Source organism: Flavobacterium sp. WC2430 (assembly GCF_040822075.1).
In the GTDB taxonomy this organism is placed as follows: Bacteria; Bacteroidota; Bacteroidia; order Flavobacteriales; family Flavobacteriaceae; genus Flavobacterium.
Genome location: NZ_CP162007.1, coordinates 3313814 through 3336720 on the forward strand (window position 1 = coordinate 3313814; position 22907 = coordinate 3336720).

The following is a 22907-nucleotide window of genomic DNA, read 5'->3' on the forward strand; positions in this document are numbered from 1 at the left end:
ATATGAAAAATACTGAATCACAACACCACCACAAATATGATGCAAACGGCAAACAGCTTTGTTGCACACTTGAAGAAAAAATAAATAGAATAACCGATAATCAAGCGGGATGTTGCACCGTTGACTATAAATCTGAACATGCTGATGATGATGGACACGACCATTCAGGAGACGACCGCACTACATTTCAAATGTTCTTGCCTGCAATCATAAGTTTTATATTTTTAATTGTTGCAATTGGTTTAGACAACTATTTTACACCAACTTGGTTTGCTGGTTATGTAAGCTTATCCTGGTACTTAATAGCCTACTTACTAGTAGGTTACCCAGTGCTGAAAGAAGCGTATGAAAGTATACGGAAAGGAGAAATATTTTCAGAATTTTTTCTAATGGGTATTGCTACTATTGGAGCTTTTGCCATTGGCGAATATGCAGAAGGTGTTGCAGTAATGTTATTTTATGCTATTGGCGAAATTTTTCAAACATTGGCAGTTCAAAGAGCCAAAAAGAACATCAAATCGCTGTTAGATCAAAGACCCGACACAGCAACTGTAATGGAGGGGGAAAATGCCGTTTCTAAAAAAGCGTCAGAAATTACTATTGGAGAAATTATCCAATTAAGACCTGGTGAAAAACTAGCTTTAGACGGAAAATTACTTTCAGACAATGCATCATTAAATACAGCAGCTTTAACAGGAGAAAGTAAACCGGATACCAAACAAAAAGGAGAAATTGTACTTGCAGGTATGATTAATCTGAACAAAGTTGTACTCGTCGAAGTTACCACAGCATATACGGACAGCAAATTGTCCCAAATATTACAAATGGTTCAGGATGCTACGGCTAAAAAAGCACCAACCGAATTATTCATTAGAAAATTCGCCAAAATATATACTCCAATAGTTGTAGTATTGGCAATCGGAATTTGTTTACTCCCAATGCTATTTGTCGAAAACTATAATTTCAACGATTGGTTGTACAGGGCATTAATTTTCTTAGTTATCTCCTGTCCTTGTGCATTGGTTATTTCCATTCCATTAGGTTATTTTGGTGGTATTGGAGCAGCAAGCAAAAACGGAATTTTGTTCAAAGGATCCAATTTTCTTGATATAATGGCATCTATCCAAGTGGTCGTTATGGACAAAACAGGAACATTGACCAAAGGCGTATTTCAAGTCCAAAAAGTAGTAGCAGTAGGTATTTCTGAAGATGATTTAGTAAAATATACAGCAGCACTCGAAACCAAATCTACCCATCCGGTCGGAACTGCCATTATCGAATATGCCAAAGGGTCAGAAAAAAATGCAACCGTTACCGATGTCGAAGAAATTGCAGGACACGGGCTAAAAGGAAAAGTAGATGGAAACGAAATCTTGGCAGGAAATATAAAACTGATGAAGAAATTCAACATTAGTTATGATACCGAAATCGACAATACGCCATTTACAATAATCGTTATAGCAATCAATCAAAAATATGCGGGATACTTTTTAATTGCCGATGAAATTAAGGAAGATGCGAAAGAAGCTATAGAAAGTTTACACAAAATAAACGTAAAAACAGTAATGCTTTCAGGCGATAAACAAGCAGTTGTTGATGCTGTTGCCAAAGAACTAAACATTGACCAGGCCTATGGCGATTTATTACCCGAAAATAAAGTAGAAAAAGTCGAAGAACTAATATCCCAAAACCTTAAAATTGCCTTTGTGGGTGATGGGGTTAACGATGCACCCGTCGTTGCCCTTGCCGATGCAGGAATTGCAATGGGTGGTTTAGGCAGTGATGCCACTATTGAAACGGCAGATATTGTCATTCAAAACGACCAGCCTTATAAAATTTTCACGGCAATAAACATCGGTAAAAAAACCAAACAAATCGTGTATCAAAACATTGGTTTAGCATTTGCCGTAAAAGCAATTGTTTTAATTCTTGGCGCTAGTGGTTTAGCTACTATGTGGGAAGCCGTTTTTGCTGATGTTGGAGTGGCTTTATTGGCTATTTTGAATGCCGTTAGAATTCAGAGGATGAAGTTTTAAAGTTAGTTATTATTCAAAAAGGGATGCTTATTCTAAAGAATAAGCATCCCTTTTTGTTAGTCAAAGACCCAATACAATAAATAATGGCAGGTGAAAATGTTTTTTTCTAAAAAGCATCTGAAATTACTATTGGGCAAATCATACAATTAACACCAGAAGAAAAACTAACCGAATTATTCATTAGGAAGTTTGCAGAAATTTAGACCCACAATAGTCATTTTTCTGGCAATCAGTAGTACAAAAAATAAATTCACTTCGAAATTAAGATGGTTTTTAAATAGCCGTTGTTAAATTCGCATTAAAACATTTAAGCAATTGCTTAAATAATAATATAATTAACTACATTTGTACCATATTAATTTAATACTTAAAAAATATGGACGTTAATCAATCTTGTATTAGGATTTTGGCAGATACAGAACAAATCAAGGAGTGCAGGAACAAACTAAATGCTAATGCCAATGCTTTTGAGCAGTTGAGTGGGCTACTGGCGTTGGCAGGGAACGAGGTACGACTGAAAATCATGTTTCTTTTAGAAGAAGAAAATGAACTCTGCCCATGCGATCTTGCCGATATTTTAGGAATGAGTATTCCTGCTATCTCACAACATCTTCGCAAAATGAAAGATGGCAATGTAATTGAATCAAGGCGCGCAGGTCAGACTATTTTCTATTCTCTAAAATCAGAACAACTACAATTACTCCGTCCCTTTTTTAAATATATTATTAATCAAGATTCAAAAGAAGAACTCGTATGAAAACCAAATTTAAATCGGAAAAACTTGCAGGAACAAGTATCTTGTCAGCGACAGCATCTTCATTGTGTTGTATTACACCAGTTTTGGCCCTTATTTCAGGAGCAGGAGGCATTGCATCATCTTTTTCGTGGTTAGAGCCTGCAAGACCTTACCTTCTTGGTTTTACAGTTTTGATCCTTGGCTTTGCTTGGTATCAAAAGTTAAAACCAAGAACCGCAGAAGATATCCAGTGCGCCTGTGAAGAAGATGAAAAACTATCATTCTTACAATCAAAACTGTTTTTGGGGATAATAACTGCTTTATCAATAATGATGATGGCTTTCCCATATTATGGACAAATTTTTTATCCAAAAACTGACAAACAACTAATTGTCGTTTCATCGGATAATACAAAAGAAGTAAAATTTAATGTGAGTGGAATGACATGCACCACTTGCGAAGAACATGTTGAAAATGAAGTAAACAAACTGCCCGGAATTATCAATGTTTCCGCTAACAGTATAGATGCAAATGCATTTATAAAATTTGACAACACTAAAACAAACAAAGAAGCCATCATAAAATCCATCGATGCCTCTGGATACAAAGTGTCAAGCGAAATAGCAACATTATCAAATTCGTTTCAAGGAAAATAAGGCCTATTTGTAACCAAAACAGTTGCAACTAATTGATAAATATTCTTTAATCGCTCAAAAAACGATTGTAATAAGGAGAAATAATCAAAGCTTTTTTAAAAGAAAAATTAGTTTACATATTCCCTAGAAAGGTTGTTTTTTAAACTCAAATGATAATTTGTAAACTTCTAAATAAACTTCAATGAAAAAATATTTTCTAATACCACTATTCGTACTTATCCTGTTTTCTTTTCAAGTAAATGCGCAATGTTGTCATCCCATTGAACAACAATCAAATCTCGAAAAATCAAATCAGCAAAAAATAAAAATGCTTAGATTAAAAATCACAGGTATGACTTGTGCAGGTTGTTCAAATCATGTTTCAACGGCTCTTAAAAACATTGACGGTATTATAGAGCAAACTATTGAATATCTTGGAGATATTGCTACAACTAAATATGATGCATCCAAAACAAATCCTACTGAAATAAAAAAGGCAGTTGAAAAAGCAGGATATAAAGCAGAAATTATCAATGAAATAATAACTAAAAAGTAAGCGTAAATGAAAACATCAACTATAAAACTGGACATCACAGGTATGACCTGTGACCATTGTGCAAAAGGAATTGAAAAAATGCTTTTCGAAAAAGAAGGGATAACGCAAGCAAACGTTAGCTATCAAAACGGCAGTTGCGAATGTTCATTTGACCCTTCTAAAACTGGTAAGGAAAAAATTATCAATACTATCAATACCACTAAAGATTATAAGGTACAACCTGAAACCCTTGATATATCAAATGTGCAGGATGAAAATAATTTTGATTTAATAATTATCGGTGGAGGTTCGGCGGCATTTTCAGCAGCAATCAAAGCCGAAAGTTTAGGACTATCTACATTAATGGTAAATGGTGGTTTAGATTTTGGAGGAACTTGTGTAAATGTAGGCTGTGTTCCTTCTAAAACTCTTATTCGTGCAGCGGAAACAGCGTATCACGCAACACATTCCAATTTTTCAGGTATCAAACCCAAAGGGGTTGAGATAGATTTTACACAAGTAATCAAAGACAAAAAACAATTGGTCGCAACGCTCCAAGAAAAAAAATATATGGACGTGGTAAGTGATTTTAAAAACCTGAAAATGCTAACGGGTTGGGCCGAATTTTTAGATCCTAAAACCATTATGGTAAACCGCAAAGAAAAGTATACCGCTCTGAAATTTATTATTGCCTCAGGAGCAACCACCAATATCCCGAGCATTGAAGGGCTAAACGAAGTGGGGTACTTGACAAATGCAACACTTTTTGATGTAGAAGAGAGACTCGAAAGCATCACCATTATGGGTGCTGGCTATATTGGTTTGGAAATAGCAATGGCATACAATCGTTTAGGCGTGAAAGTCCGTATTATTGAGTTTACTGATAGACCTCTAAGAAGCCAAACAAAGGATATTACAGATGTTTTAGAAACTCAGATGAAAAGTGAAGGGATTGAAATTTTACCAAGCTTTAGAGCTATTAAATTTGAAAAAACAGGTAATGAAACAGTTATTCATTGCAAATGCCCTGATGGTTCATTTACACAAATTATCGAAAAAGGAAAAGTGGTCGTAGCATCTGGCACAAAACCGAACACACAAAAATTAGGGTTAGAGAGTATCGGGTTAGCACTCACCAATAGCGGACACGTTTTGGTAAACGAAAAAATGGAAACCAATTTGCCCAACATTTATGCCGTTGGGGATGTAGCGAACACCCCCACTTTTGTATACACAGCCGCTTATGAAGGTGAAATTGCAGTAGAAAACGCATTTACGGGAGCTAACAATAAAACTGATTACTCTTCCTTACCTTGGGTTGTTTTTACAGATCCACAAATTGCAGGAACTGGAATTGATGAAATAGAAGCTGAATCAAAAGGTATTCCTTTTGAAATATCAAAATTGGAACTTAAAGATGTACCAAGAGCAATAGCTGCAAACGATACCAGAGGGTTTATTAAATTGATCCGGAACATCGAAACGGATAAATTAATTGGAGCAAGGGTTATTGCTCCAGAAGGGGGTGAATTAATACAACAATTAAGTATGGCAATCAAGTATGGAATAACGGTTAAAGAATTAGCCGAAAGTTTTTATCCATATTTGACTTTAGGAGAAGGAATAAAACTAGCAGCCATTACTTTCGGAAAAGACGTTTCAAAATTGAGTTGTTGTGCGAGTTAAATAAAGATAAAAAGTGTAACTATCAATTCTATATCATGCACCAATAGTTGTCGATGCTTGAATCGCAATGGGTGGCTTAGGAAGTGATGCCACCATCGAAACTGCCGACATTGTAATTCAAAACGACCAGCCTACTAAGATTTTCACAGCAATAAATATTGGTAGAAAGACCAAACAAATTGTCTATCAAAACATTGGTTTGGCATTTGCAGTAAAGGCTATTGTTTTGGTACTCGGAGCAGGAGGATTAGCCACAATGTGGGAAGCCGTTTTTGCTGATGTTGGAGTGGCTTTATTGGCTATTTTGAATGCCGTTAGAATTCAGAGGATGAAGTTTTGATTTAATTTAAAAACCTCCTTGAAAATAAAAAAGCAAAATTTGAAATACAATTTTGTTTTTTTTATAATTTAATATCGTAATATTGCAATATAAATATATTGCAATGGGGATTACAAAAACAGACCGCTTTACAGAGCAACAAAATAAACTGGCAATTTTAGCCAAAGCACTAGGACATCCAGCACGCATTGCCATTATCGAATACTTACTCAAAGTAGATACTTGCATTTGTGGTGATATTGTCAACGAGTTGCCATTGGCACAACCTACGGTTTCGCAACACTTAAAAGAATTAAAGAATGCCGGCTTAATAAAAGGAAACTTCGAAGGTAATTCTATTTGCTATTGCATCAACGAATCGGGATTTGAAAAAATAAAAGGTTTCTTTCAAAACATTTCCAATCATTTGGACAAAAACAAAAAGCAATGTTGTTAAAATTTTAAATAAAAATAGTATGAAACTATCACAAGTAAAAAACATCCTAAAAACGGTGGAAGCAGTAAATTTTAACTTACCAGACGGAACTACCGTACCGGAACATTTCCACGTTACCGAAGTGGGTTTAATTACTAAAACCTTCATCGATTGCGGTGGAACAGTACGAAAAGAAAACGTTATCAATTTCCAGTTATGGGATGCCAATGATTTTGAACACCGTTTAAAGCCTCAAAAATTGCTAAACATAATCGAATTATCGGAGAAAATATTGGGTATCGAAGATTTCGAAATTGAAGTCGAATACCAAGCGCAAACTATTGGTAAATACGATTTGGATTTCAACGGAAACGATTTTGTTTTACTAAACAAACAAACCGCCTGTTTAGCCCAAGACCAATGTGGCATTCCCACTGAAAAACCTAAAGTAAGATTGTCAGAAATGAATAATGAACCTAGCTGCTGTACTCCTGGTGGAAGCTGTTGCTAATATATTGATTATAAACTAAAAAAAAATGACCTTAACTAAGACTATCCTATTTCCAGAAATCGAAAATGTAATTACTACTTTAAACTTCGAAAGCATTTCTGAAGAACGTAAAATCGTTTTACAGCCTCTAGTGGAATATATTCACAGTAAAGCGAGTAAACAACTAGATATAAGACTCAATTTAATTTGCACACACAATTCCAGAAGAAGTCATTTGTCACAAGTATGGGCACAAACAGCGGCAGCCCATTATGGTATAAAAAATGTATTTTGTTATTCTGGTGGAACTGAAGCAACAGCTATGTTTCCTATGGCAGCCAAAACATTGGCAAAACAAGGCTTTAAAATCAAAACCATTGCCGAAGGGAAAAATCCAATTTACACCATTAAATACGCCAGTAACGAACACCCAATTATTGGTTTTTCTAAAACCTATGATGATGATTTTAATCCGCAAAGTGAATTTGTAGCAATTATGACCTGTTCTCAAGCTGATGGTGGTTGTCCATTTATTGCTGGTGCCGAAAAACGTATTCCAATTACTTTTGAAGATCCAAAAGCATTTGACAATACACCACAACAAGCAGAAAAATACGAAGAAAGAAGTTTACAAATAGCAACTGAAATGTTTTATGTTTTCTCACAAATAAAAAAATAAATATGTCAGCAAATAATTGTGCACCCGTAGTAGAACGAAAAAAACTAAGTTTTCTGGATCGTTTTTTAACACTTTGGATATTCCTTGCAATGGCAATTGGAGTTTCAATTGGTTATTTCATACCATCCAGTAGTGATTTTATCAACTCCTTTTCAAGTGGTACAACTAATATTCCTTTGGCACTAGGATTAATCTTGATGATGTATCCTCCATTAGCCAAAGTAAAATACGAACAAATGGGAGAAGTATTCAGAAACACAAAAGTGTTGGGAGCTTCATTATTTCTAAACTGGATTGTTGGCCCGATATTAATGTTCTCTTTGGCATTATTGTTTTTAAACGGCTATCCTGAATATATGATTGGTGTTATACTTATCGGGTTAGCTCGCTGTATCGCAATGGTTGTCGTATGGAACGATTTAGCCGATGGAAACCGTGAATATGCAGCTGGATTAATTGCTTTGAACAGTATTTTTCAAGTCTTGCTGTACAGTATTTATGCTTATGTTTTTATTACAATTTTACCTCCTTATTTTGGCTATACAGGTTTTGAAGTAAACATTAGCATCGGACAAATCGCCGAAAGTGTAGGTATCTATTTAGGACTCCCTTTTGCTCTTGGAATTATCAGTCGTTATGGGCTTATTGCAGTCAAAGGTTCAGAATGGTTTGAAAATAAATATGTCCCTTTTATTTCGCCAATAACATTAATAGCATTATTGTTTACCATCGTTTTAATGTTTAGTCTTAAAGGCGAATTAATCATTCAAATACCTATGGATGTAGTCCGTATTGCTATTCCGTTAGTTATCTATTTCCTAATTATGTTCATCATTAGTTTCTTTATTGGGAAATATTTTGGTGCCGATTATTCAAAATCTACAGCCATAGCATTTACGGCAACAGGAAACAACTTTGAATTAGCCATTGCAGTGGCCATTGGAGTATTTGGCATCAATAGCGGTCAAGCGTTTGCAGGTGTAATTGGTCCGTTAGTTGAAGTGCCTGCTTTAATAGCATTGGTTAATGTGGCCTTTTGGTTCAGAAAAAAATACTATACCAAAACAGTTTAATGTAAATCGACAAATTCAGTAATAACTAAACCAATAATTATGAAGAAAAAAGTTTTATTTCTCTGCATTCACAATTCGGCAAGAAGTCAGATGGCAGAAGCTTATTTAAAAAAAATTGGCGGTGATAAATTTGAAGTAGAAAGTGCTGGACTAGAAGCGGGCAATCTCAATCCCTTTGCTGTTGCCGTGATGAAAGAGGAAGGCATAGACATTTCCAGCAACCAGACCAATGACGTATTTGATTTTTTCAAACAAGGAAGACTTTACCGTTACGTGATTACCGTTTGCGATAAAGAATCATCTGATCGCTGTCCCATATTTCCGGGAATGAGCGAGAAAATAAACTGGTCTTTTTCTGACCCTTCTTCTTTTACTGGGACTGAAGAAGAAAAATTACAAAAAACAAGAAAAGTCCGTGATCAAATAAAAGAGGCGGTACAGGACTTTGTGAAACAATTGAAAAGATAAGCTTGATGAATTAGGGCAATGAGTGTTGTTTCTAAATAAACGACAGAGACTTATATTGTAATAAAAGCTGCTTATGCCCTTTTGATGAAAATGAAGAATGTGGAAGAATAAAGATCTTAAGTAAAAATTAAAAATATGGAAAATAATAAATCACATTGGGAAAATGTTTTTGCAACTAAAAATCCAAATGAAGTAAGCTGGACACAAAAATATCCAAAAACGGCTATGAATTATTTAGAAAATTTAAACCTATCAAAAACGGCTAATATTATTGATATTGGTGGAGGAGATAGTAATTTAGTAGACGTCTTATTAGAAAAAGGATTTCAAAATATTTGGGTTTTGGATATTTCAGAATTTGCTTTAGAAAGAGCAAAACAGCGTTTGGGAGATAAAGCTGATTTAGTTCATTGGATTGTTGCAGACATAACAGATTTTAAACCAGATGTGAAATTTGATTTTTGGCATGATAGAGCCGTTTTTCATTTTTTAACAAGTGAAGCGAGTATTGATAAATATAAAACCACAATAGAAAATGCAGTCAATAAAGAAGGTAACTTTCTATTAGGAACTTTTTCAGAAAAGGGACCTTTAAAATGTAGCGGACTAGAAATAAAGCAGTACTCTGAAAATTCAATGAAGCAGACTTTTAGCGAAAGTTTTGAAGCTGTTAAATGTTTTACAGAAAATCATACTACACCATTTAATACGGTTCAGAACTTTCAATTTTGTGGGTTCAAAAAAATATAATTAATGGAATATAAACATGAAACAAATAGCAAATAACTTCGTTGCGCACTTGAAGAAAAAATAAAGGAAAAAACCAATAATTAAAAGGGATGTTCTGCCCATTAAGTATAAAATTTTACATTCTCACGATTACGGTCACCAACATTTTGTAACTGTTAAAATTAAAAATCAAAAATCGTCTCAGCATTAGAAAACTACGGTCAGCATTTAGTACAATGGGAGAAAATTGCTGTTTCGGTAATATTGTTTTGAGAAACTGGGCTAAGTATTAGATAATTCGCTCTCTAATTGCTTTTCATTCTGTTTAAAAATACTAATTACAAATTGTAGTTTATTAATCTAAGTCAATTTTTAAGAATTAATGGATTGTATTGAAAACAAACTCAGTAAGACACAAGGGCATACTGAGTTTGTTGTTACAATCATTTTTTGCAAATTTTTCTCTTCAATAACTGAGCATTGATAGCAACAATAATGGTGCTTAAACTCATAAATACAGCCCCGACGGCTGGACCTAAAACAAACCCAGAAGAATAAAATACTCAAGCAGCACATGGAATGGTAACCACAATAGTGCCAGTAGTCCATACCAAGTTTTGAATCATTTTACTATAAGTCGCTTTTCCAAATAAAATCAAATTGGCAATATCCTGAGGGTAGAGGGTAACTATTAACCAAATAATATCTGCCGTTTCGGCTGACACATCGGTACCGGGACCAACAGCAATCACAAGATTTGCTTGTGCCAATGCAGTAGCGTCATTTACTCCATGACCATTCGTGGCCACAAATTCTTTTTTAGATTAAAGTTCTTTTACAATTTCAACTCTTTGATTTGGGAGTACTTCTGAATAGTAACCGTCCAATCCCAATATATCAGTTACGGATTTAGCAGTTTTCTCATTATCTCCCGTAGCCATTAATACTTTGATATTATTCTTTTTGAAGACCTTGATGGCTTCATAAGATTTTAGTCGAATTTCGTCCACAAGAGCAATATATCATGCCAATCGCCCGTCAATTAGTAAAAAACTACCGTTTCAGCGACGTCACTATAGGCGCCTTGGGAAATAGTTATATTTTCATCATTCAAATAGCCCAGACTAACCACTTTTATTTTTTTGTCTTCCACATCAGTCTCTACTCCTTTTCCTTTAATGTCCTTAAAATTTTCAGACTTTGGAATAATACCATTACTTTCTTTAACCTTTTTAATAACTCTAACAGCAACTGGGTGTTCAAAGCTTTACTCTAGGGTACTCGCAAGTCTTAATATTTCTTCATTGGTGTGTTTTCCGTCTATAGATACTATTCTTGTGACTCCAAAATCACCTTTTGTCAATGTCCTCGATTAATTGTACAAAGCTTAACCAGAATTATGTAACACAATAAAGTAAAATCATCACGATATTTGTATAAGTAATCAAAAATAATAAAAACATGGTTTGTAATCGCTGCAAGGTAATGGTAAAGTCCGAGCTTGAAAAACTTGGACTTACTCCTTTATCTATTGAAATCGGCGAAATTTTAATTCGAGAAGATTGCATAAACAGTGTAAGAGAACAACTAATTATTAATCTAAACTCTTTAGGATTAGCAATTATAGATGATAGAAAAAGTCAAACCATTGAAAAAATAAAAATCATAATTTTAGATTTGGTGCATCATTCTGAAGTAGTGTTGAAAATAAATTTATCTAATCATATCAGCGATCAACTAAACCAGAATTACCATTATTTAAGTAATCTTTTTACAGAAGCAAACGAAATGACTATTGAGCATTATTTTATTGCTCAAAAAATAGAACGAGCCAAAGAATTATTAATATACAATGAACATTCCTTGAGCGAAATTGCCTATCAACTAAATTATAGTAGCGTTGCTCATTTAAGTAAGCAGTTTAAAAAAGTAACAGGATTAACTGCTACTAGTTTTAAAAAAATAAAAAGACCAAAAGTATAATACATCTGATAATCTGTAAATTATACTAAAATAATACAAAATTATACTAATTAAACACTTGTTAAATTTATAATTTTACATAGTAACAAAATTGTTTATAGTAACAATATAAGTGCTAAATTATGAAGATTTCAAAAGAATATATTGCTACTTGTTTAACTTGTCGTATTGCGTATAAAGGTTATTTCATATCGCTTATTGAAATCAATCTCGAAATTTCATCAAAATATAAAACACTTTGCCTTAATTGTACTGGTAACGACAAAATATTAAGAATTAATTAAAAGTAAGACAAACAGTTTATGTTGGTGTTACTTTTTTTTTGTTCTTACTTGAAAGGAGACACACTAATAAAAGGAACCAATTGTGAATTATACAAAGTAGCGATGCAAAAGTATTTGGGTCGCGTAGAATGAGTAACTAATGGATGGTAAAGATTAAAAAAAACGAAAGATAATCTTACTACTAATTACGACAGTGTCTACGAAATTTAAAAATATATTGTAAAGCACAAGTAAGATTTTAAATTGTGTTAGAGTAAAATAAAATTTGAGTTTACGACTAACCCTCTTTCTTAATTTACAACAAGCATTCTAATACTATATAATGATTGGAATGTAATCATTATTAATATTCATTTTTTTGACTACAAATTTTTGAAACCTGATAAATATCATCTTAGTTACCTGATTTTCATCGTAAATTTGAATTAAAACAGAGAAGTAGTATTAATCAATACTATTAGCAAATTAAATTTTAATTATAACAAAAAAATCATTCTAAAAGGAATAAAAGTTATAAGAAAATAATTATTGCATACCCTAGCATAGAATCTGAAAATTATAATCAAGGTAACAAAAATTTCAAATAAACGGAATTAGCTGTGGTGGATGCATCATAAGTGTAAAAAGAACCTTGGAAGCAAACAAAAAATCGACAATGTTGGGATTTCCATGGAACCAAAAGGAGCTTCAATAATTACAACGACAGAACCCCTTTCAGTTGCCGATTTACAAAAGCAACTCGATAGTCTCTCTGGCTATAATATAACAGAAATAAATTGAGACATTAATTTAAAAAATAAAAAACTGAAGTGGAAAGGATTTAATAATATTAAAAAAATGAAAAAATGAAAAAAATTGTAAAAACACTACTGATTATCATCACACTAGGCTCAATAATTAGCTGTAAATCAACATTTAATGCCTCTGAAACTATGGGTATTCAAGGCAACCGATCTGCTGTATATCAGGAAATAATTTCAAACCCAAACCAATTCAAAGAATTTATTGATCTAGCAAGTAAAGATGAAGAAGCAAATAAGATAATGATGCATAGTCATATGCAAATGATGGAATCTGGAAACATGAAAAAAATGATGGAGAAAGATCCAGAAATGAAACAAAAGATGAAAACACATATGGAGAAAATGATGGAGGAAAATTCTGAAATGAAAGAAAAAATGCAGGCGAAGATGCTAGATAAAATAATGGAAAGTCCAGAAGGTAGAATGATGTTGATGCAGAAAATGCATGAAAACAAAGAGATGCAAGGGGAAATGAAAGAAAACCCTGCAATGATGGAAATGATGATGGAAAAGATGCGGAAGAATCCTGATATGATGAAAAAAATGATGGAAAAGATGCAAGAAAATCCTGAAATGATGAAGAAAATGAAAGACAAGGACATGAAAGATAAAAAACATTCCGACCATAAATAATTCCATTAAGGAACACTTTATTTAAAAATTTATAAACGAATAGTAATAAAAATATTTAAAATCATGAAACAAACATTCAAAATCAACGGCATGTCTTGCGGAAGCTGCAAGCAAACAGTAGAAAAAGCTTTACAAGAAGTAACTGGGGTGAGCTCGGTGCAGGTAAGTATGAGTCCACCAGAAGCAATTGTTGAAAAAGCGGACTCTGTTACTTTAAATCAACTAAATGCTGCTTTATCAAAAGCTGGTAATTACAGCATTGGTGAAGAAGATCCTTCATCAACTCAAAAAACTAAAGGTGGATGCTGTTGTGGATAAGGTTTAAAACCTTGTTAAACATAAATAGTAAACGGATAGCTGATGTCCTATAGAGATAATTAAAAACTACTTGATGCGTTGCAAATGCTTCTCGATATAGTCAAGGTGTATACGATTACAAAAAATAATTTCTAAAATTAAAAAATTATGATGATGTGGCTGTGGATACTAATACCTGTTGTACTTGTATTGGTCTTTTTTAAAAACAAAGGACGAAATAAATAAATTACCATAAAGATGGAAACTCCTGTGAATATTCTAGTCAAGTGATTCACGAAGAGCAGAAAGTCCAAAGAGGAATAGGAAGATAAAAACGAATATAATATTCTAAAAAATAATATTTATGAGCTATTAATTTAACAAAACAATAAAGGGGACTTTTGAAGAGGTTATCGACAAGGTTACTAAAGGATTGAAAGAGGAAGGTTTTGGAAAATGAAAAATTGAATAAAGTGACAGAAGAAATTACAGTTAAGTTAGAAAAAATCATCAAAAAACTTTAAATAGAAACAGAAAAAAAAGTAGTAACAAATAAATTAAATAATATGAAAACAGTAGCAATTTTAATTATCGGATTATTAACATTAAGCAGTTGCAATCCAAAAACTGATTCGAAAGCCATGCTCGAAAATTCAGAAGTAAGAAATGAAGTTTACGATGAAATTTATGGCAATAACGATTATATGACGGAATTCATGGACAAAATGCAAAGTAGCAATCAAGGCATGCAAATGATGCAGGGAAATCAAAAAATGATGGGTTCTATGATGCAAGGTCAAGGCATGCAAATGATGATGAAAGATAGTACCATGATGACACAAATGATGTCAGAAATGATGAAAGATGGTAAAATGATGGGCTCGATGATGCAAATGATGAAACAAAATGGTATGATGAGCAATGATTGTATGCAGTCCTCAATGAAAATGATGAACGAGAAGGGAATGAAGATGAATGAAAATGGAATGATGATGAACAATAAATAAAACGATTACAAGAAGAATATTATTCAACATTGAAAATTAATTTAAAATTAAAAATTATGCATGATTACAGCGCACATTACGGAGGAATGCACCTGATATGGTGGGTTATATGGATGTTTTTTTTAGGATGGATTTTCTTTGTTCCAGCGGATATACCTTATCAAAAATCGAAGAAGGAAAGCCCACTAGACATTTTGAAAAGGCGTTTTGCAAATGGTGAACTATCTAAAGAAGAATTTCAAGAATCAAAAAAGATTTTAGACGCTAACAATTAATTAAAAGCCTTAAAATTATGTTTCGATTAAATGTTAAAAAAATGGGGTTTGCAACCGGATTAACGGCAACACTACTTTATTTGGGTTGTATGATTGTCATGATAACTGTAGGAAAAGAAGGAAGCGTCAAGTTTTTCAACAACCTTTTACACGGTTTGGATACCTCCAGTATTATAAGAATGGATGTACCGCTTTTAGAAACATTCTTTGGTATTATTCAAACATTTATTTTAGGTTGGCTTATTGGTGCTTGCGTTGCAGCTATCTATAATGCACAGATTAATATAAAAAATTAGGAAATTAATTTAACAACTACGTGATTAGTTTGATTTATAATATTGCTAAAGCTTTTAATAAGTCATTAAGCATGATAGTAAATCACAACAAGAAATGGTTTATATATGAAAAACACCAAAGTACAAAACAATAAGCTTTCACTAGTAGGTTCAATATCTCTTGGCACGGGTGCAATGATAGGTGCGGGAATATTTGTCCTTATGGGGCAAATGGCAGAGTTGGTGGGAGATTTATTTCCAATTGTTTTTATAGCAGGTGCCGTTGTCGTGGGTTTCAGTGCCTATTCTTATGTAAAGTTTTCAAATGCTTTTCCTTCCTCAGGTGGTGTAGTTAAATTTTTAAATAAATCCTATGGACCAGGAACTACAACAGGTGTGTTTTCTTTATTGATGTATGTCTCAATGGTGGTTTCTCAGAGTTTAGTAGCAGGTACTTTCGCAGCTTATACACTTCGATTATTCCCAGAACGTTTTGCTGGTTACGCTACTATTCTTGGCATTCTACTTTTGGTTGCGGTATATATCGTGAATATTTTAGGTAACAAAGTCATTGGAACAACAGCAACCTTTACTGCAGTCATAAAAGTGCTTGGTATTGCATTGCTCGCAATTGCTGGCCTATTAGTTTCTGGATTTGCAAATATTACTGGAAATTATATCCCAAAGAACACCGAGGCTCTGCCACAGGGAGTTGGCTTTGTTGCTGCATTGGCATTGGCAATACTAGCTTTTAAAGGGTTTACTACTATTACAAATCAAGGGGGAGATATTAAAGACCCCCATAAAAATCTAGGCCGCTCTATCGTTTCTTCTATTGTTATCTGTACTTTGATTTATGTAGCACTTGCTCTTGCTGTTGCAGGAGGATTGAGCATACCTGAAATAATTAAAGCTAAGGATTATGCATTAGCGGCCGCTGCAAAACCGGTATTCGGGGAATGGGGTTCTTGGATTACCATAGCAATCGCAATCGTTGCCACTTTTTCAGGTGTAATAGCTAGTGTATTTGCAGCCTCTCGCCTATTGGAGATGTTGAGTAATATGAAACAGGTACCATCCTTAAATAAAATAGGTAACTTCAAAAACCCCGCACTCCTATTCACGGTTTCCCTTGCTATTTTGCTGACTATGTTGTTCGATTTGACAAGAATCGCTTCTATTGGAGTTATTTTTTATCTTATTATGGATATTGCTATTCATTGGGGCCTTTTTCGTCACCTTAAAAAGGAAGTAGATTTCCATCCGATTATACCCTTAATAGCAATTATTATGGATGCAGTAGTTCTTTCGGCTTTCCTTTATGTAAAATACATTAACGATCCTTTAGTAATTATAGTCGCGGCAATCGGAATTATATTAATACTTATCTCAGAACGTTTTTTTATGATTTCACATACAGATGATAATGGGAATATGCCAATGGGAATGGAAACAAATAATAATAAAACATAATTAAAATAAAATTACATGAAAAATATAGCAGTTATCGGATATGGAGTTATCGGAAAAAGAATGGCTGATGCTATTAATAAACAAGACGATTTCAAACTAGTAGGAGTCTGTGATGTTATCAGCGATTGGCGCATTCAAAACGCTGTTAGAAAAGAGTACAATATCTATGCAGCAACACCCGAAGCCGAGAAAGAAATGAAAATTGCAAATATTCCATTAAAAGGAAGTATACAAGAACTTTTAAAGAAGGTAGATTTAGTAGTGGATTGTACCCCGAAAAATATAGCTGCTCAAAATATAAAAATGTACAAAGAAATAGGCGTGAAATTTATAGTTCAAGGTGGCGAAAAACACGAAACTACTGGTCATTCCTTTAGTGCCGAAAACAATTACAAATCAGCAATAAATTTAAACGCTACAAGAGTAGTTTCTTGTAACACCACTTCTATTTTAAGAACATTGACTGCCTTAAAAAAAGCTGGATTATTAGAATATGCTAGAGGAACGCTTTTAAGAAGAGCTACAGACCCATGGGAAAGTCATTTAGGTGGTATTATGAACACTATGGTACCCGAAAGAGACATACCGAGCCACCAAGGTCCCGACGCCCAAAGTGTTGACCCTGATTTAAACGTTATTACTTCTGCAGTAAAAGTGCCAGAAACCTTGAGCCACATGCATTATTGGAACGTGAAATTAAAAAAACAAACTACGAAGGAAGAGGTGCTAGAGGCTTTCAAGAAATCTAGTAGAATTAAACTAATTCATTACGACCAAGGTTTAGTTTCAAACAATACCATTAAAGAAATGTTTCTAGACATGGGACGTCCGTGGGGCGATATGTATGAAGTGGCACTATGGGAAGATATGCTGAAAGTTGTAGGCGATGAATTATTCTATGCCTATGTGGTGGACAACCAAGCTATTGTCATACCTGAAACTATCGATGCCATTAGAGCACTTACAGGAATTGAAATGGATGCGGATAAATCCATTGCTAAAACAAATGAAAGTTTAGGAATTCATTAAATCTTTTTAAGATGAAAACAGAAAAAAACATATCAGAAATTTTAGGCGATAAAGCAGATTATTATTTGGATTACGTTTGTGAAAAGATCACAAAAGACCAATTGCAAACCCCAAGTAAAAATAGTCTCGATAAAGTATTTGCAAATAGTAACAGAAATCCACAAGTACTTCGGAGTTTATCCCAACTATACAACCACGGAAATCTGGGCGGTACTGGATATTTAAGTATCCTTCCTGTCGACCAAGGTGTTGAGCATAGTGCTGCCTTTTCTTTTTATAAAAACCCAGACTATTTTGACCCTGAAAACATTATAAAATTGGCGATAGAAGGAGGCTGTAATGCAGTAGCTTCCACTTTTGGGGTTTTGGGATTGAACGCAAGAAAATATGCTCATAAAATACCATTCATAGTCAAAATCAACCATAACGAACTGCTTACTTATCCCACTAAATATGACCAAACACTATTTGGTAGGGTAAAAGCTGCCTGGGATATGGGAGCTATAGCTGTAGGTGCAACTATTTATTTTGGATCTGCCGAAAGTAACAGACAACTCAAAGAAATTGCCGAAGCATTTGAAGAAGCACACAATTTAGGTATGGTCACTATTTTATGGTGTTATCTAAGAAATGATTCGTTCAAAAAAGGCACTGTTGATTATCATACTTCTGCAGACTTAACAGGACAAGCGAATCATTTAGGTGTAACAATTCAGGCAGATATTATCAAACAAAAGTTGCCAACTAATAATTTCGGATTTAAAGAAATTGGTTTTAGTAAATATGATGATGAAATGTATGAAACATTGACTACTAAACACCCCATTGATCTATGTAGGCTGCAAGTAGCTAATTGCTATATGGGAAAAATTGGATTAATCAATTCAGGTGGTGGTTCCGAGGGTGATTCCGATTTGATGGAAGCAGTAACAACTGCCGTAATCAATAAAAGAGCCGGTGGTTCAGGCTTGATTTTAGGTCGAAAAGCATTTCAACGACCTTTTAAAGAAGGTGTTGATTTGTTACATACAGTACAAAGTGTATATCTGGATAATAAGGTAACAGTAGCATAGTTAAGAAAGACTAATACTGTTGCAAGTCTTTTAAAACTTAAAAAAATGACGAACACCATCAACATAGTTAAACACTCAGGAGACATAGTTCCATTTGATGTTGAAAAACTTATCACATCCTTAAAACGCTCACAAGCAAACGAGGAACTTATTCAGCAAATCGTCCAGCAAGTTAATGCATCGCTATATGAAGGCATCACTACCAAGCAAATCTATAAGATGGCTTTTAAAATGCTTAAAGGCAAGTCACCTGTAAGTGCATCGAGGTATAAACTCAAAAAAGCATTAATGGAATTGGGACCGTCTGGCTTTCCTTTTGAAAAACTAATAGGAAAACTACTATCACACGAAGGATATGAAACAAAAGTTGGAGTAATTGTAGAGGGTAATTGTGTGCAACACGAAATAGATGTCATAGCGCAAAAGGATAATGACCATTATATGATAGAATGTAAATACCACAGTGATCAAGGACGATTTTGCAATGTTAAAATTCCTCTTTATATTCAATCAAGATTTTTAGATGTTGAAAAACAATGGAAAAAACAACCAGGTCACAATACAAAACTTCACAAAGGATGGGTTTATACAAACACTAGATTCACAACTGATGCAATTCAATATGGAACTTGTGTAGGTTTAGGTCTGGCAAGTTGGGACTACCCGCAGGGAAATGGACTTAAAGAACGAATAGACAAATCAGGACTACATCCGTTAACCGCTTTAACGACGTTGACAAAAGCGGAAAAAAGAAAATTATTGGATAAAAACATTGTGTTGTGTAAAGATATTTATGAAAACTCATATCTACTAGAAGAAATAGGGATTGATAAAATACGGCAAAAGAAGATTCTGGATGACTCTCTGCAATTATGTAACAAACATTAAAAACTAAGAAATCATGGAAAATAAAAGTATTAAAATTCACTTTTTAGGAGCTGCAGGAACGGTAACTGGCTCTAAATATTTAGTGGACACAGGAGACAAAAAAATATTAATCGATTGTGGTCTTTTTCAAGGACTTAAAGAACTGCGTCTTAAAAATTGGGAATATCCACCAGTCAACGTGTCAGATATTGATATAGTACTACTAACGCATGGTCACATGGATCATACAGGATATTTACCAAGATTGGTTAAGCAAGGCTTCAACGGCCCTATTTATGGTACTAATCCTACCTTGGATATTGCAAAAATTATACTTAATGATAGTGCTAAAATCCAAGAACAGGAAGCCGAACGTGCTAATAAAGAAGGTTATTCAAAACATAGTCCAGCAGAACCATTATACGATTTAAAGGATGTGGAAAAAACAATTCCTCATTTTAAGACCGTTCCACAATCACAATGGATTCCATTGTTTGATGGTATCAGGGCTCGATTTCAATATAATGGGCATATTTTAGGAGCTACATTTATAGAACTGGATGTGCACGGAAAACGTTTTGTCTTTTCAGGAGATATAGGAAGAACAAATGATTTACTGTTGTATTCTCCTTTGAAACCAAAAAAAGCGGATGTACTTTTCATAGAATCTACTTATGGAGGTCGATTTCATCAAGAGGAACTAGAAGCCATTCCACAAATTGAAAAACTGGTCAATGAAACCATAAAAAGAGGTGGTAGTCTGTTTGTACCCAGTTTTTCTGTAGAACGTGCGCAATTGATGATGTTTATTTTTTGGAAATTGCTTAAAGAAAATAAAATTCCTAAAGTACAAATGATAATGGACAGTCCTATGGGTGCTAACGTATTGGAACTATTTCACCGCACAAAAGATTGGCATAAGTTAGAAGATAACGAATGCGATGAAATGTGTTCTCATTTTACAGTAGTAAGTAGTTATCGAGAAACTATGGAATTACGAACAGATAATAAACCAAAAATCGTAATCGCAGGTAGTGGAATGCTCACTGGTGGAAGAATGCTAAACTATTTGGAGACGCAAGCTCAAAATCCTGATAACACCTTACTTTTTGTAGGGTATCAAGCCGAAGGAACTCGTGGAAGAAAATTATTAGAAGGTGAAAAAGAATTAAAAGTGTACGGAAAATGGGTACCTTTCAAAATGCAAGTAGCTGAAATCGAAGGGCTATCAGCACACGCAGACCATACAGAACTTATGGACTGGATGAGTAAAATAAAAAACAAACCCGAACGTATTTTTATTGTTCATGGGGAGAAAGAAGGTGCGGAAGCACTACAGAAAGGGATAAAAGAAACCTATGGTTGGGATGCTGAAATACCTCAGCTATATAGTGTTGAAGAAGTTTAATTATAAAATAAAGGTAATATGATGAATAGTTCAACGCAGAAAAATTGGTATGTTGTCACTGGCGGCCCTAGTACTGGTAAAACAACGGTAATTGATTTGCTTCAAAAACAAGGATATATTACTACAATAGAACATGCACGACATTACATCGATACTATGCGAAATGAAGGACATTCAGTTGATGAAATTAGAAATAACAAAAGAAAATTTCAATTAGGAGTTCTAGACATGCAAATCGAACAAGAAGCTTCAATTAAAACAAAAGATATTGTTTTTTTGGATAGAGCCATTCCAGATGCTTTAGCCTATTATCAATTTTTGAAATTAGATTATGATGAAAAATTAATAAAGGCAATAAACGAATCCTCTTATAAAAAAATTTTTATTTTAGATAGACTCCCTTTTACAAAAGACTATGCCAGAACAGAAAATAAAGAGGATCAAAAAATTATTCACCAATTAATAATTGATGTTTATAAAGATTTAGGTTTTCCAATTGTTTTTGTGCCTGTTTTGCCTCCTTTAGAAAGAGTTAAATATATTTTAGATAATGTATAGAAAAATGTCAAATATAAAAAACAAATACAATTGTAATAACAAATCCATTCTATCCTATTTATGTCTTTTCATATTGTTTTTTTGCACAAGTGCAAAATCTCAAAACAACATGTTTTTAGAACAAATAGAAGGTAGAACTATCGAAAGAGAGAATTATAATGATAAAGGCGATTTGCTAAATAAGCAACTTTTTGAAGCTGGAAAAATCACGAAAAAAAAGGATTATTATGAAATAAAAGTAACAACCACTTTATATGACAAAAATAAAACACTAAAAGAAAAATACACAACAACATATAAATGCGAACCAGAAAAGTTTAGTATTGTCTTATTTGTTTTTCCTTTTGCAGACCCAAAATCAAAAGAAACCGAAATCAGTACAAAATCAATAAATTTTAAAGAATTGTACAATATCGAAAAGCTAGAGAATGTTGATTTAGACATAAGTTTTGATTCGGGTTTAATGAATTTTTTTGGTTCAAAAAGCACCATAAAAATCTATGACAGAAAAAAAGAAATTAATAATCGAAGTTTAAGTATAAAATCAAAAATAAGTATCAAAGCATATGCTTTTGGTATAAGAATAAAACAATTAAATTATTCATTAACTGAAAAGTTAAATTCAAACGGTTTACTCACCTATCAAAAGTTTATCGAAAATGATGGTAGTTACTTCACAATGCTATATAAATAAAAAAATGAAAAATTACGACACACTTTCAGAGGCAATTAATGATTTAATAAGTAACGGTTATACCTACGATTTCAATTTACATCAGGATTGTATTAAATGTGCTTCAATTTCCATTGAAATTCATCCAGAAGATTTTGAGGTAGATGAATTTTATCGGTTTGAAGGAATGAGTAGTACAGACGATAACAGTATTTTATATGCAATTTCGTCTAAAAATGGAATTAAGGGTTTATTAGTCGATGCCTATGGAGTATACAGTGAAAACTTGAATGAAAAAATGATACAAAAACTGAAGATGAAACATTAAATAAATAATTTAAAACTCATTCAGGTACGATAACGATAAGCTAGCTCTACTAATAAGTGAACTTTTAAAGAAACTTTACCTTAAGCATTCAAATAAAAATAGAATAAAAAGACCGAAAT

At 33.4% G+C, this 22907-nt stretch carries 27 protein-coding genes and 1 pseudogene; 26 read left to right on the forward strand and 2 right to left on the reverse strand.

Annotated features, from left to right (window positions below; all coding sequences use genetic code 11):
• The first annotated feature begins 2 nt into the window (after window positions 1-2).
• From AB3G36_RS14380 to AB3G36_RS14435, 12 genes and pseudogenes are all read left to right on the forward strand, one after another.
• Window positions 3-2036: a heavy metal translocating P-type ATPase gene (locus tag AB3G36_RS14380; protein ID WP_007139478.1), complete on the forward strand. Its 2034-nt coding sequence runs from the start codon at window positions 3-5 to the stop codon at window positions 2034-2036.
• A gap of 376 nt (window positions 2037-2412) precedes the next feature.
• On the forward strand, window positions 2413-2793 hold the full coding sequence (locus AB3G36_RS14385; protein WP_007139479.1) for a metalloregulator ArsR/SmtB family transcription factor: 381 nt from the start codon (window positions 2413-2415) through the stop codon (window positions 2791-2793).
• Window positions 2790-3428 carry a mercuric transport protein MerTP gene (merTP, locus tag AB3G36_RS14390; RefSeq protein ID WP_007139480.1) on the forward strand — a complete coding sequence of 213 codons (639 nt, stop codon included), beginning with the start codon at window positions 2790-2792 and terminating at the stop codon, window positions 3426-3428. Before AB3G36_RS14385 ends, merTP begins: the two co-directional genes overlap by 4 nt.
• Before the next feature lie 181 nt (window positions 3429-3609).
• Complete coding sequence (locus tag AB3G36_RS14395; protein WP_007139481.1) at window positions 3610-3963, forward strand: heavy-metal-associated domain-containing protein; 354 nt, start codon at window positions 3610-3612, stop codon at window positions 3961-3963.
• A gap of 6 nt (window positions 3964-3969) precedes the next feature.
• Complete coding sequence (gene merA, locus AB3G36_RS14400) at window positions 3970-5628, forward strand: mercury(II) reductase (protein WP_007139482.1); 1659 nt, start codon at window positions 3970-3972, stop codon at window positions 5626-5628.
• A 37-nt stretch (window positions 5629-5665) separates the two neighbouring features.
• Window positions 5666-5968: pseudogene (locus tag AB3G36_RS14405) on the forward strand (heavy metal translocating P-type ATPase); the annotation flags it as partial.
• Between the two features lie 103 nt (window positions 5969-6071).
• The gene (locus AB3G36_RS14410; protein WP_007139484.1) at window positions 6072-6404 is read left to right on the forward strand and encodes a helix-turn-helix transcriptional regulator; all 333 of its coding nucleotides are present in this window, start codon (window positions 6072-6074) and stop codon (window positions 6402-6404) included.
• Window positions 6405-6423: 19 nt separating this feature from the next.
• The gene (locus tag AB3G36_RS14415) at window positions 6424-6894 is read left to right on the forward strand and encodes a DUF6428 family protein (RefSeq protein ID WP_007139485.1); all 471 of its coding nucleotides are present in this window, start codon (window positions 6424-6426) and stop codon (window positions 6892-6894) included.
• Between the two features lie 25 nt (window positions 6895-6919).
• The gene (locus tag AB3G36_RS14420; protein ID WP_007139486.1) at window positions 6920-7552 is read left to right on the forward strand and encodes a low molecular weight phosphatase family protein; all 633 of its coding nucleotides are present in this window, start codon (window positions 6920-6922) and stop codon (window positions 7550-7552) included.
• A 2-nt stretch (window positions 7553-7554) separates the two neighbouring features.
• Window positions 7555-8625: an ACR3 family arsenite efflux transporter gene (gene arsB, locus AB3G36_RS14425; RefSeq protein ID WP_007139487.1), complete on the forward strand. Its 1071-nt coding sequence runs from the start codon at window positions 7555-7557 to the stop codon at window positions 8623-8625.
• 39 nt (window positions 8626-8664) lie between these two features.
• Window positions 8665-9093 carry an arsenate reductase ArsC gene (locus tag AB3G36_RS14430; protein ID WP_007139488.1) on the forward strand — a complete coding sequence of 143 codons (429 nt, stop codon included), beginning with the start codon at window positions 8665-8667 and terminating at the stop codon, window positions 9091-9093.
• Window positions 9094-9228: 135 nt separating this feature from the next.
• A complete protein-coding gene (locus AB3G36_RS14435; protein ID WP_007139489.1) occupies window positions 9229-9843 on the forward strand; it encodes a trans-aconitate 2-methyltransferase in 615 nt (204 codons plus the stop codon).
• Window positions 9844-10385: 542 nt separating this feature from the next.
• On the opposite strand, the gene AB3G36_RS14440 is transcribed toward AB3G36_RS14435, so the two are convergent.
• Window positions 10386-10631 (reverse strand): hypothetical protein, encoded by a 246-nt coding sequence (locus AB3G36_RS14440; RefSeq protein WP_007139490.1) that lies wholly within the window; start codon window positions 10629-10631, stop codon window positions 10386-10388.
• Between the two features lie 15 nt (window positions 10632-10646).
• Complete coding sequence (locus AB3G36_RS14445) at window positions 10647-10832, reverse strand: HAD family hydrolase (protein ID WP_367753849.1); 186 nt, start codon at window positions 10830-10832, stop codon at window positions 10647-10649.
• A gap of 451 nt (window positions 10833-11283) precedes the next feature.
• Between AB3G36_RS14445 and AB3G36_RS14450 the strand changes: the two genes are divergently transcribed.
• The 14 genes from AB3G36_RS14450 (at window position 11284) to AB3G36_RS14515 (ending at window position 22788) form a co-directional block, all read left to right on the forward strand.
• The gene (locus tag AB3G36_RS14450) at window positions 11284-11805 is read left to right on the forward strand and encodes a helix-turn-helix domain-containing protein (RefSeq protein ID WP_367753851.1); all 522 of its coding nucleotides are present in this window, start codon (window positions 11284-11286) and stop codon (window positions 11803-11805) included.
• A gap of 1129 nt (window positions 11806-12934) precedes the next feature.
• Window positions 12935-13525 (forward strand): hypothetical protein, encoded by a 591-nt coding sequence (locus AB3G36_RS14455; RefSeq protein ID WP_007139762.1) that lies wholly within the window; start codon window positions 12935-12937, stop codon window positions 13523-13525.
• A 63-nt stretch (window positions 13526-13588) separates the two neighbouring features.
• Complete coding sequence (locus AB3G36_RS14460) at window positions 13589-13843, forward strand: heavy-metal-associated domain-containing protein (protein WP_081478733.1); 255 nt, start codon at window positions 13589-13591, stop codon at window positions 13841-13843.
• Window positions 13844-14388: 545 nt separating this feature from the next.
• Window positions 14389-14829 carry a hypothetical protein gene (locus AB3G36_RS14465; RefSeq protein ID WP_007139764.1) on the forward strand — a complete coding sequence of 147 codons (441 nt, stop codon included), beginning with the start codon at window positions 14389-14391 and terminating at the stop codon, window positions 14827-14829.
• 56 nt (window positions 14830-14885) lie between these two features.
• Window positions 14886-15104: an SHOCT domain-containing protein gene (locus AB3G36_RS14470; RefSeq protein ID WP_367753854.1), complete on the forward strand. Its 219-nt coding sequence runs from the start codon at window positions 14886-14888 to the stop codon at window positions 15102-15104.
• Between the two features lie 41 nt (window positions 15105-15145).
• Window positions 15146-15400 carry a DUF5676 family membrane protein gene (locus AB3G36_RS14475; RefSeq protein WP_367753856.1) on the forward strand — a complete coding sequence of 85 codons (255 nt, stop codon included), beginning with the start codon at window positions 15146-15148 and terminating at the stop codon, window positions 15398-15400.
• 105 nt (window positions 15401-15505) lie between these two features.
• Window positions 15506-16852 carry an APC family permease gene (locus AB3G36_RS14480; RefSeq protein ID WP_367753858.1) on the forward strand — a complete coding sequence of 449 codons (1347 nt, stop codon included), beginning with the start codon at window positions 15506-15508 and terminating at the stop codon, window positions 16850-16852.
• A 15-nt stretch (window positions 16853-16867) separates the two neighbouring features.
• The gene (locus AB3G36_RS14485; protein WP_007139493.1) at window positions 16868-17881 is read left to right on the forward strand and encodes a type II glyceraldehyde-3-phosphate dehydrogenase; all 1014 of its coding nucleotides are present in this window, start codon (window positions 16868-16870) and stop codon (window positions 17879-17881) included.
• Between the two features lie 11 nt (window positions 17882-17892).
• Window positions 17893-18954, forward strand: a complete 1062-nt coding sequence (locus AB3G36_RS14490; protein ID WP_007139494.1) for a class I fructose-bisphosphate aldolase — start codon at window positions 17893-17895, stop codon at window positions 18952-18954.
• A 45-nt stretch (window positions 18955-18999) separates the two neighbouring features.
• Window positions 19000-19842, forward strand: a complete 843-nt coding sequence (locus AB3G36_RS14495) for an ATP cone domain-containing protein (protein WP_367753860.1) — start codon at window positions 19000-19002, stop codon at window positions 19840-19842.
• 13 nt (window positions 19843-19855) lie between these two features.
• Entirely contained in the window at window positions 19856-21229 is a 1374-nt protein-coding gene (locus AB3G36_RS14500; protein ID WP_367753862.1) for an MBL fold metallo-hydrolase RNA specificity domain-containing protein, read from the forward strand.
• Between the two features lie 18 nt (window positions 21230-21247).
• Window positions 21248-21787, forward strand: a complete 540-nt coding sequence (locus AB3G36_RS14505) for an AAA family ATPase (RefSeq protein WP_367753864.1) — start codon at window positions 21248-21250, stop codon at window positions 21785-21787.
• A 109-nt stretch (window positions 21788-21896) separates the two neighbouring features.
• Complete coding sequence (locus tag AB3G36_RS14510; RefSeq protein WP_040473971.1) at window positions 21897-22481, forward strand: hypothetical protein; 585 nt, start codon at window positions 21897-21899, stop codon at window positions 22479-22481.
• A gap of 4 nt (window positions 22482-22485) precedes the next feature.
• Window positions 22486-22788 (forward strand): hypothetical protein, encoded by a 303-nt coding sequence (locus AB3G36_RS14515; protein ID WP_007139064.1) that lies wholly within the window; start codon window positions 22486-22488, stop codon window positions 22786-22788.
• Window positions 22789-22907 lie beyond the last annotated feature (119 nt).

What these genes read in the sequence shown, in the direction of transcription:
- AB3G36_RS14380 (WP_007139478.1), top strand. Translation starts at nt 3, where the DNA reads ATGAAAAATACTGAATCACAACACCACCACAAATATGATGCAAACGGC.
- AB3G36_RS14385 (WP_007139479.1), top strand. Translation starts at nt 2,413, where the DNA reads ATGGACGTTAATCAATCTTGTATTAGGATTTTGGCAGATACAGAACAA.
- merTP (WP_007139480.1), top strand. Translation starts at nt 2,790, where the DNA reads ATGAAAACCAAATTTAAATCGGAAAAACTTGCAGGAACAAGTATCTTG.
- AB3G36_RS14395 (WP_007139481.1), top strand. Translation starts at nt 3,610, where the DNA reads ATGAAAAAATATTTTCTAATACCACTATTCGTACTTATCCTGTTTTCT.
- merA (WP_007139482.1), top strand. Translation starts at nt 3,970, where the DNA reads ATGAAAACATCAACTATAAAACTGGACATCACAGGTATGACCTGTGAC.
- AB3G36_RS14410 (WP_007139484.1), top strand. Translation starts at nt 6,072, where the DNA reads ATGGGGATTACAAAAACAGACCGCTTTACAGAGCAACAAAATAAACTG.
- AB3G36_RS14415 (WP_007139485.1), top strand. Translation starts at nt 6,424, where the DNA reads ATGAAACTATCACAAGTAAAAAACATCCTAAAAACGGTGGAAGCAGTA.
- AB3G36_RS14420 (WP_007139486.1), top strand. Translation starts at nt 6,920, where the DNA reads ATGACCTTAACTAAGACTATCCTATTTCCAGAAATCGAAAATGTAATT.
- arsB (WP_007139487.1), top strand. Translation starts at nt 7,555, where the DNA reads ATGTCAGCAAATAATTGTGCACCCGTAGTAGAACGAAAAAAACTAAGT.
- AB3G36_RS14430 (WP_007139488.1), top strand. Translation starts at nt 8,665, where the DNA reads ATGAAGAAAAAAGTTTTATTTCTCTGCATTCACAATTCGGCAAGAAGT.
- AB3G36_RS14435 (WP_007139489.1), top strand. Translation starts at nt 9,229, where the DNA reads ATGGAAAATAATAAATCACATTGGGAAAATGTTTTTGCAACTAAAAAT.
- AB3G36_RS14450 (WP_367753851.1), top strand. Translation starts at nt 11,284, where the DNA reads ATGGTTTGTAATCGCTGCAAGGTAATGGTAAAGTCCGAGCTTGAAAAA.
- AB3G36_RS14455 (WP_007139762.1), top strand. Translation starts at nt 12,935, where the DNA reads ATGAAAAAAATTGTAAAAACACTACTGATTATCATCACACTAGGCTCA.
- AB3G36_RS14460 (WP_081478733.1), top strand. Translation starts at nt 13,589, where the DNA reads ATGAAACAAACATTCAAAATCAACGGCATGTCTTGCGGAAGCTGCAAG.
- AB3G36_RS14465 (WP_007139764.1), top strand. Translation starts at nt 14,389, where the DNA reads ATGAAAACAGTAGCAATTTTAATTATCGGATTATTAACATTAAGCAGT.
- AB3G36_RS14470 (WP_367753854.1), top strand. Translation starts at nt 14,886, where the DNA reads ATGCATGATTACAGCGCACATTACGGAGGAATGCACCTGATATGGTGG.
- AB3G36_RS14475 (WP_367753856.1), top strand. Translation starts at nt 15,146, where the DNA reads ATGGGGTTTGCAACCGGATTAACGGCAACACTACTTTATTTGGGTTGT.
- AB3G36_RS14480 (WP_367753858.1), top strand. Translation starts at nt 15,506, where the DNA reads ATGAAAAACACCAAAGTACAAAACAATAAGCTTTCACTAGTAGGTTCA.
- AB3G36_RS14485 (WP_007139493.1), top strand. Translation starts at nt 16,868, where the DNA reads ATGAAAAATATAGCAGTTATCGGATATGGAGTTATCGGAAAAAGAATG.
- AB3G36_RS14490 (WP_007139494.1), top strand. Translation starts at nt 17,893, where the DNA reads ATGAAAACAGAAAAAAACATATCAGAAATTTTAGGCGATAAAGCAGAT.
- AB3G36_RS14495 (WP_367753860.1), top strand. Translation starts at nt 19,000, where the DNA reads ATGACGAACACCATCAACATAGTTAAACACTCAGGAGACATAGTTCCA.
- AB3G36_RS14500 (WP_367753862.1), top strand. Translation starts at nt 19,856, where the DNA reads ATGGAAAATAAAAGTATTAAAATTCACTTTTTAGGAGCTGCAGGAACG.
- AB3G36_RS14505 (WP_367753864.1), top strand. Translation starts at nt 21,248, where the DNA reads ATGATGAATAGTTCAACGCAGAAAAATTGGTATGTTGTCACTGGCGGC.
- AB3G36_RS14510 (WP_040473971.1), top strand. Translation starts at nt 21,897, where the DNA reads ATGTTTTTAGAACAAATAGAAGGTAGAACTATCGAAAGAGAGAATTAT.
- AB3G36_RS14515 (WP_007139064.1), top strand. Translation starts at nt 22,486, where the DNA reads ATGAAAAATTACGACACACTTTCAGAGGCAATTAATGATTTAATAAGT.